Here is a 6290-nt window from a genome sequence, read left to right on the forward strand (position 1 = left end):
GCCCTCACCCCGGCCCTCTCCCACAGGGAGAGGGAGAAAAGCGGATGCAAAACCGCTGCTTGCGGCGGTAAGCGTAGACATCTTCCACGTGCCCATTTTTGATCCGCGTTTGCAGCCCGCGCCAGTAGCTGGCGCGGAACAGATCGGCATGCATCTCTTCGAATAGCGGCCCGATACGCGGGTCTGCACATAACCAGTGGCGAAATTCTTCCGGAAACACATCGCCAGGCGACACGCTGTACCATGGTTCACCGGACAGCTCATCTTCCGGGTAACGGGGCGGCGGGATATCGCGAAAGTTCACCTCGGTCATGTAGCAAATTTCATCGTAATCATAGAACACCACCCGCCCGTGACGGGTGACGCCGAAGTTTTTAAACAGCATGTCGCCGGGAAAAATATTGGCGGCGGCGAGCTGGCGAATCGCATTGCCGTACTCTTCAATGGCGTCTCGTAAAGCCTGGCCTTCGGACTGCTCCAGCCAGATATTTAACGGCACCATCCGGCGCTCAATGTAGAGATGGCTAATCGCAATCTTATCGCCAAGATCGGTAATTTTCGTCGGCGCTTCCTGCATTAGCAGCGACATCAGCGACGGATCGATCTGCTGCTTATCCAGCACAAAGTTTTCAAACTCCTGGGTATCCGCCATTCGCCCGACGCGATCGTGCTCTTTAACCAGCTGATAGCAGGCGCGGACGTGAGCGGCGGTCATCTCTTTCTGCGGGGCAAATTTATCCTTAATCACCTTAAACACGCGGTCGAAGCCCGGCAGTGTGAAAACCAGCATCACCATGCCGCGGATCCCCGGCGCTTCGATAAACTGCTCATCAGCCGTGGTGACATAACGCAGGTATTCTCGATAACTTTCCGTTTTGGCATGCTTCTGACAGCCAATCGCCATATACAGCTCGGCGGTGGTTTTGCCCGGCAGGATCTCGCGCAGCCACTCCACCAGGGCGGCAGGCAGTGGGGCATAGACCATGAAATAGGAACGGGCGAAGCCAAATACGATACTGGCCTCAGCGCTGGTAGTCAGGCAGGTATCGACAAACAGTTCGCCGTCGTCGGTACGGTGAATCGGTAGCAGAAACGGCACGATGGCTGTCGGCGTAACCAGTTTGCCCACCAGCCAGGCGGCCTTATTCCGGTAGAAAAGCTCGTTGGCAACCTGCAAATGGCTGCGGCTGAGCACCGCCTCGCCGAAGGTTTCACTGAGATATGCGTGGATATAGCCGATATCCCGGGGTTTATTCTCCCACGGCAGGCGCAGCGGCAAATCCGTTAAGACGCGGTGCAGGAGCTTTTCCCAGCCGCGATCAGGAAAGAAATCTTTCGCCAGCGGACGCGGGATGGTACGGAAGCGGCGCTCCGGCTGGGAGCTGAAGATAAATAACCGCTCAGGAGATAATGAGCGGTGGTCAAATAACCGGCAATAGACGGAGTTAAAAAAGCTCTCCGCAATCTCGAAGCGCGGGTAGTCGGGTAACAGATGGGTGTAATGCTCTTTCACGCGCAGTAAAAATTCCGCATCCGGGCTTTTACCGTCGGTGATACAGCGCAGTTGCTCCACCACCAGACCTACGTGGTGATCATAAAGATGGATACGCTGCTTCATGGCCTGCTGAACCGCATGCCAGTCGGCGTGCTCAAAACGCTGTTGCGCGCCGGAGGTGACTTCCAGAAAGCGGCCATACTGGGCATCGAAGCCCTGCAAAATAGTTTGGGCAATCAGTAATTCCAGACCACGCGACATATATTCCCCCTCACCCCAACCCTCTCCCCGAGGGGGGAGAGGGGGAAAAGATTAGAACTGTGCTTCTTCCGTCGAGCCCGTTAATGCTGTGACGGAGGAGGCCCCGCCCTGAATAATCGTGGTCACATTATCGAAGTAGCCGGTTCCCACTTCCTGCTGGTGCGAAACGAAGGTATATCCTTCTTTGCCCGCCGCAAATTCTGGCTGCTGCACCTTCTCAACATAGTGTTTCATGCCTTCGCCCTGCGCGTAGGCGTGCGCCAGGTCGAACATGTTGAACCACATGCTGTGGATACCCGCCAGGGTGATGAACTGGTACTTGTAGCCCATATCTGACAATTGCTGCTGGAAGCTGGCGATGGTCGTATCGTCCAGATTCTTTTGCCAGTTGAAGGACGGCGAACAGTTATAGGCCAGCAGCTTGCCCGGATACTTCGCATGAATCGCATCGGCAAAGCGCTTCGCCAGCGCCAGATCCGGCATGGAGGTTTCACACCAGACCAGGTCGGCGTAAGGGGCATACGCCAGGCCGCGGCTGATCGCCTGTTCAATACCGGCATGTGTGCGATAGAACCCTTCGCTGGTACGTTCGCCGGTAATGAATTCGCTGTCATACGGGTCGCAGTCAGAGGTGATCAGGTCCGCCGCGTCAGCATCGGTACGGGCAATCACCAGCGTCGGCACGCCGAGCACGTCAGCAGCCAGACGCGCGGCAACCAGCTTCTGGATCGCTTCCTGGGTTGGCACCAGCACTTTCCCGCCCATATGCCCGCACTTCTTCACCGACGCCAGCTGATCTTCAAAGTGAACGGCCGCTGCACCGGCCTCAATCATGGATTTCATCAGCTCAAAGGCGTTCAGCACGCCGCCGAAACCGGCTTCCGCATCGGCGACGATCGGCAGGAAATAGTCGATAAAACGCGGATCGTGGGGTTCGATACCCGCGGCCCACTGGATCTGATCCGCACGGCGGAAGGTATTGTTGATCCGATCCACCACTGACGGCACCGAGTTCGCCGGATAAAGAGATTGATCCGGATACATGCTGGAGGCAAGGTTAGCATCCGCCGCGACCTGCCAGCCGGAAAGATAGATAGCCTCAATGCCGGCCTTCGCCTGCTGCAATGCCTGACCGCCGGTCAGCGCGCCGAGGCTGTTGATATAGCCTTTTTTAGACCCCCCATGCAGCAGATCCCACATTTTCGCCGCGCCGTTCTGCGCCAGCGTACATTCCGGGTTAACCGAGCCGCGTAACTTCACCACTTCCTCTGCGCTGTACGGACGGCGAATGCCTTCCCAGCGCGGTTGGGTCCACTCTTTTTGTAACTCTTCGATCTGTTGGGTACGGGTTTTCATGTGCAGATGCTCCATATTGTTATGTGGTGAATTACGCCAGGAAGCGGTAGCCCGGCAGGGTCAGGAAGTCGATTAAGTCATCAGAGGTGGTGATTTGCTCCATCAGACGTGCGGCATCGTCAAAACGCCCACTGCTGAAGCGGTGCTCGCCCAGTTCGTCCTGGATGACCCGCATCTCTTCGGCCAGCATCTGACGGAACAGGGCTTTGGTTACCGGTTTGCCGTTGCTGAGCGTTTTTTGATGATGGATCCACTGCCAGATGGAGGTACGTGAAATTTCCGCCGTGGCGGCATCTTCCATAAGGCCGTAGATCGGCACGCAGCCGTTGCCTGAGATCCATGCCTCGATGTACTGCACGGCGACGCGAATGTTGGCGCGCATCCCCTCTTCCGTGCGTTCGCCCGCACACGGCGCCAGCAACTGTTCTTCTGCGATTGGCGCATCGTCTTCACGGGTGACAAACAGCTGGTTTTTGTTGTCGCCGAGTACGCGGTTAAAGACTTCCATCGCCGTATCGGCCAGACCAGGATGGGCAATCCACGTCCCGTCGTGGCCATTACGGGCTTCCAGCTCTTTATCGGCTTTCACCTTGTTGAGCACCTGATTGTTACGCTCTGCATCTTTGCTCGGGATAAACGCCGCCATACCGCCCATCGCAAAGGCGCCGCGTTTGTGGCAGGTCTTAATCAGCAGGCGCGAGTAGGCGCTGAGGAACGGTTTATCCATGGTGACAACCTGACGATCCGGCAATACCCGGTCGGCATGGTTTTTCAGGGTTTTGATGTAGCTGAAGATGTAATCCCAACGGCCGCAGTTCAGGCCCACAATATGGTCACGCAGCGCATGGAGGATCTCATGCATCTGGAATACGGCAGGCAGGGTTTCAATCAGCAGCGTGGCCTTAATGGTGCCGCGCGGCAGGCCAAAGCGGTCTTCTGCGTAGCTGAAGACTTCACTCCACCACGCCGCTTCCTGCCAGGACTGGGTTTTCGGCAGATAGAAATAGGGGCCGCTGCCTTTCGCCAGCAGGTTTTTATGGTTGTGGAAGAAGTACAGCGCAAAGTCGAACAGGCTGCCCGGAATCGCTTCTCCGCGCCAGGTAACGTGTTTTTCTGGCAAATGCAGACCGCGTACGCGACAGATCAGCACCGCCGGATTCGGTTTGAGCTGGTAAATTTTACCGGCTTCGTTGGTATAGCTGATGGTGCCGTTGACGGCGTCGCGCAGGTTGATCTGCCCGTCGATAACTTTCTGCCAGTCCGGCGCGAGGGAATCTTCGAAGTCCGCCATAAATACTTTGACGTTGGCATTCATGGCGTTGATCACCATTTTGCGCTCTACCGGACCGGTGATCTCTACGCGACGATCCTGTAAATCTTCAGGGATTCCGCGGATTTTCCATTCACCATGACGAATGGAAGCAGTTTCCGAAATAAACCCTGGCAACTTGCCGTTATCGATCTCCTGCTGTTGATGAATGCGTGCCGCCAGCAGTTTATTACGCTGTGGCGTAAAGCGAGTCACCAGTTCAGTCAGAAACTCTACCGCTTCCGCCGTCAAAACTTGCTGTTCTTGTTCACCATTCGGCTGGGTAAAGGTCAGTTCATCGACCGTTGTTGCCTGTTGAGTCATCGTTCTGCTCCTCATCAAAGATCCAAATCACGCCCCCGACGCGAGCGAAAGATCGTTGTGTAGTTTTCGCTCAGCAGAATTAAGACTATCTATAATTTTTCCAAAATCAAAAACAATTTCCATTTTAATTTATATCAAATCACAACTGCATGATTAATATGGAATTAAAGTTTTCTTCGATGTTGAGTTGGATTTCGGAAATAAAAAAGGCACCCGAAGGTGCCTGATCTGAATAGCTGAAACGCTTTAGGATCGTTGAATGCAGACGATTACTCCAGCGTCGGATTCATGTGGCGCAGATCGTACGGCGTAATCTGGTAGACGTAATAGTTGAGCCAGTTGGTAAACAGCAAATTTCCGTGGCTACGCCAGGTTGCCCGAGGCGTGTTTTGCGGATCGTTTTTCGGGAAATAGTTGTACGGGACATCCGGATTCAGACCCGCTTCAACGTCACGAAAATACTCTGACGCGAGGGTATGCGGATCGTACTCAGGATGGCCGGTAACGAACGCGATGCGTTTGTCTTTACTGGCGAACAGGTAGGCATCGCCGTCTTCCGTTTCGGCCAGGATTTCCAGGTCGGTGTAATCGCGGATCAGCTGTGCCGGAAAATCGGCGTAGCGAGAATGCGGGGCCAGGAAAGTGTCATCGAAACCACGCGTCAGCAGCGCATGCGGGTGAAGAATGTGGTGTTCGTATACGCCAGAAAGTTTGTCGCTGCGGGTTTGCTTGGGAATGCCATAGAGGATATTCAGTGCGGCCTGTACCGCCCAACAGACAAACAAGGTGGACGTGACGTGATCTTTTGCCCACTCCAGCACCTGCCTGATCTGTGGCCAGTAGGCAACGTCATTAAATTCCACCAGACCCAGCGGTGCGCCGGTGACGATCAGTCCATCGAAATTCTCATCGCGAATATCTTCAAAATTACAGTAGAAGTTATTCAGATGCTCAGCAGGCGTGTTGCGTGACTCACGCGCGTCAATGCGCAGCAGCTGGATATCAACCTGAAGCGGAGAGTTGGAGAGCAAGCGCAGGAACTGGTTCTCCGTTTCGATCTTCTTTGGCATCAGATTAAGGATCAGCACCTTCAGCGGGCGAATTTCCTGACCAGAAGCACGCGAAGTTGTCATTACGAAGACATTCTCTTCACGCAAGAAATTGACGGCTGGTAGCTCGTCCTGCACCCGAATCGGCATAACCTTAAATCCTCACAGCATACGTATAAACGTTTAGACATCCAGACAGCTAACGATACCCAGAAACGGGGTTAATGTCGAGTCTGCAAGCGAAAGGTGAGAAAGTTTCAAGGAGGGAGAGCATGTAGGGCGGGTAAAGCTGGGCCACCACCCGACTTTTCAGAACGTACAAAGCAAAAAACCCCGCACCTTACGGTACGGGGTTCTTCTTAATTGATGCCTGGCAATTCCCTACTCTCACATGGGGAGACCCCACACTACCATCGGCGCTACGGCGTTTCACTTCTGAGTTCGGCATGGGGTCAGGTGGGACCACCGCGCTAAAGCCGCCAGGCAAATTCTGTTA

General features: G+C 54.7%; 4 protein-coding genes and 1 rRNA gene. All 5 read right to left on the minus strand.

Translation table 11 applies throughout. The features are described from left to right. Positions 1-4 precede the first annotated feature (4 nt). The gene (gene aceK, locus ACOTX5_RS16715; RefSeq protein WP_045615770.1) at positions 5-1756 is read right to left on the minus strand and encodes a bifunctional isocitrate dehydrogenase kinase/phosphatase; all 1752 of its coding nucleotides are present in this window, start codon (positions 1754-1756) and stop codon (positions 5-7) included. Between the two features lie 51 nt (positions 1757-1807). Then, a complete protein-coding gene (aceA, locus tag ACOTX5_RS16720) occupies positions 1808-3112 on the minus strand; it encodes an isocitrate lyase (RefSeq protein ID WP_045911482.1) in 1305 nt (434 codons plus the stop codon). A 31-nt stretch (positions 3113-3143) separates the two neighbouring features. Continuing rightward, on the minus strand, positions 3144-4745 hold the full coding sequence (gene aceB, locus ACOTX5_RS16725; RefSeq protein ID WP_045911483.1) for a malate synthase A: 1602 nt from the start codon (positions 4743-4745) through the stop codon (positions 3144-3146). A 269-nt stretch (positions 4746-5014) separates the two neighbouring features. Further along, the gene (gene metA, locus ACOTX5_RS16730; protein ID WP_017382604.1) at positions 5015-5944 is read right to left on the minus strand and encodes a homoserine O-acetyltransferase MetA; all 930 of its coding nucleotides are present in this window, start codon (positions 5942-5944) and stop codon (positions 5015-5017) included. 218 nt (positions 5945-6162) lie between these two features. Next, positions 6163-6278: ribosomal RNA gene (gene rrf, locus ACOTX5_RS16735) — 5S ribosomal RNA — on the minus strand. Between the last annotated feature and the right edge of the window lie 12 nt (positions 6279-6290).

It is taken from the genome of Enterobacter cloacae complex sp. IR5441 (assembly GCF_049238215.1).
GTDB lineage: Bacteria > Pseudomonadota > Gammaproteobacteria > Enterobacterales > Enterobacteriaceae > Enterobacter > Enterobacter hormaechei_C.